At 39.8% G+C, this 3,019-nt stretch carries 1 protein-coding gene and 1 pseudogene; one reads left to right on the forward strand and one right to left on the reverse strand.

Going from position 1 to position 3,019, the window contains the following annotated elements; translation table 11 throughout:
• Positions 1-525 (forward strand): annotated as a pseudogene (locus BP727_RS11630) (peptidase C1); the annotation flags it as partial.
• A gap of 45 nt (positions 526-570) precedes the next feature.
• On the opposite strand, the gene BP727_RS11635 reads toward BP727_RS11630, so the two are convergent.
• Entirely contained in the window at positions 571-2,817 is a 2,247-nt protein-coding gene (locus BP727_RS11635) for a glycosyltransferase (RefSeq protein WP_286858937.1), read from the reverse strand.
• Positions 2,818-3,019 lie beyond the last annotated feature (202 nt).

Raw genomic sequence — 3,019 nt, forward strand, 5'->3', positions numbered from 1 at the left:
TTCTATTTGAACTACTTCAATCAACCAGGAATAGCTGACTATAGCGTAAATTTCGGGCCGTCTGGCATGGTGCCCATAATCGGAGATTGGGATGGTGATGGGAAAGACACCATTGGAATCTACAATCCACAAAATGCCAATTTCTATTTAAACTATTTCAATCAACCAGGAATAGCTGACTATAGCGTAAATTTCGGGCCATCTGGCATGGTACCTCTAATCGGAGATTGGGATGGTGATGGGAAAGACACCATAGGAATCTATCATCCCCAAACAGCTACGTTCTATTTAAACTATTTCAATCAACCAGGAGTAGCTGACTATAGCGTTAACTTCGGGCCATCCGGCATGGTACCTCTAATCGGAGATTGGGATGGAGATGAGAAAGACACCATAGGAATCTATCATCCCCAAACAGCTATGTTCTATTTAAACTATTTCAATCAACCAGGAGTAGCTGACTATAGCGTTAACTTCGGGCCATCCGGCATGGTTCCTATAATTGGAGATTGGGATGGAGACTGAAATTCCCGTGGAATTACACCGGTGCAAATTTTTGATTGGATATTACTAAATAAAAATAGCTTTAAGCATATTCAGCGCCGCTAATTCGGCAGGAAATCGACAGACATCGATGATGGATTGAGAACACATATTTTCCCTTAATTTTTCATCATTTATTAATTTCTCAAGAGCATCAGTGCATGATCGCCTATCTGTTGTATCTATCAAAAATCCATTTATTCCATCCTTTACGAAATCCTGGCAACCTCCATTTCGCGGAACTATTACCGCAGAGCCACATGCCATTGCTTCTAATGCAGTCAATCCCATTGCCTGATATGTTGAAAAGTCCACGAAGATATCGATTTCATTGAACAAATGCGGCATCCATTCTCTTTTTAGCACCCCCATATGATTAATTGGAATATCTCTACAGAGATTCAATGATAAGAAGTCATCATTAGAGCATCCAAAGGTAATGATATTTATTTTATCTCCATATAGTTTTTTGATTTCTTCAAGGATTTCTAATGTAAAGCGAGGATTTCTGCGTGGAGTCGATGGCCTAATCATCGCACCAATAAATATATCATTTGATTTGTGCAATCTTTCTCTTGGTCTGAATAGATCTATATCAACGCTCGGCCCTATAATCTGACAGTCAATTCCCATATTCGACATAACCTTATTTTTATTCCAGCTTGTTTTTGTCACATTCTTTATTCTTGGTATCTTCATGTAAGATTCCCACGCCAGATTGTATTCTCGAGACCCCTTTGGGTAAAAATCTGGTTCAAAGTCCTGAATGTAATATGCCAGGGTAATGTCGCTGCTATTAAGCGATGCAATCCAATATACGGAATTGTTTATAGTAGCTATAACCGCATCAAAGTCCGCGGCAATTAAAGGGACCTCATTAATGCTCCCATAAATGACAGGAATCCTCAAATCGGGAAAACTCTGCTGGAATTTAACTCCATGTTCTGTTAAATTAAACAGGCTTACCCTCACACCCATTTCAATCAAAGCATATGCTTCTTGGATGATGACATAAGCACCTCCTGTCGGCTCCATTATTGGAAGAATTATCAGCAGACTTTTACCCTTGAAGAGCTTTTTCCCTTCCTCCAATAACCCGTGCCGATGCCATAGAACCTCCGCTCGGGCTCTTATCCCGGCCATTGCTCTATTGCCCTTACATTCGGAGACGCCCTCAGAGACCTCCTGGATGCCATGTTTGTCGATTAATATTTTGCCTGCCCGGTCACACAATTTCTTTCTTCTATCATCAGAATAGCTGCGGGATTGCTTATGATAAATGTAAACATCATCGGCAACAGCTAAATGCCATTGCGTTTTTCTTGCCTGAATACAGTAATCATTCTCCTCACCATAGCCTGCCCCGAAACTATCCTCATCAAAATATCCTATTTGATTTATCAATTCTCTTTTAATTAAAAGACAAAATCCATTGAGGAATGGTATTTTGGGATAGCAACGACATGAATACTTCCCAATAAGATCAGCCATCATATGGATAGATATATTTTCAGGCAAATCATTGGATGCCCAATCGCCGCACGATTCTATTTTCGGGACTGACTGCCATGAAGCGGTATTCGACAATGGGCCGACGATTCCAATTCGTTCATCTGATTCGGCGCATTCTAGCATTCTATCCAGCCAATCGGCAGAAACGATAGTATCGCTATTTAGCAGGATCACATATTTGCCAGTTGAGTTTCTCAAACCTTGATTTGCCGCAAAAGTATATCCTCTAGCAACATCATTTCTTAACAAGAAAGCATCGTGATGCAATGCGAAATCCTGCAAGAACGATTTAGTGGTTTCATCGCTTCCATCATCAACCAAAATCAGTGTATAAATATGTGGAGAATATTTTATTACTGACATCAAGCATGATTTTACATCATCTAATGCATTATGTATGCAAATGACGATATCCACATTCTTCTCATAATGTCTCTTCACTTCAAGAGCTATCCCCCAGTTTCTGTGAAAGGAGTGCAATTGAATTAAGAAATCATCCATAACAGTCTCACGAAAGGTATTTTCTGGGTTTTCAGACTCTTTATGAGCTATGGAACAATAGTATGCATTTCTTGATCGATACTCCTGCAGTAGAGTGCTGAATCCATCATTTGCAAGAATACTCATCGCCTTTAACCCAAGATCATACCATCTCCGGCGCTTGCTTTCATGAGGCAAGGCTCGTTCTATGACACTGTTATTAAATCTATTGGTAATTTTCCAGGAAATGCTCCTCTTAATTTCCGCGATCTCAATATCCAATACATGAGCACGATATCTTGCCAAATGGAGTTGACTAATCAGCTCAGATTTGTCTTTATTTAGCGACTGGAGTTGACTGATGAGCTCAGATTTGTCTTTATTTAGTGACTGGAGTTGACTGATGAGCTCAGATTTGTCTTTATTTAGCGACTGGAGTTGACTGATGAGCTCAGATTTGTCTTTATTTTTATAGGAATACCCT

This window comes from Methanosaeta sp. UBA356, assembly GCF_002496465.1.
Lineage (GTDB): Archaea > Halobacteriota > Methanosarcinia > Methanotrichales > Methanotrichaceae > Methanothrix > Methanothrix soehngenii.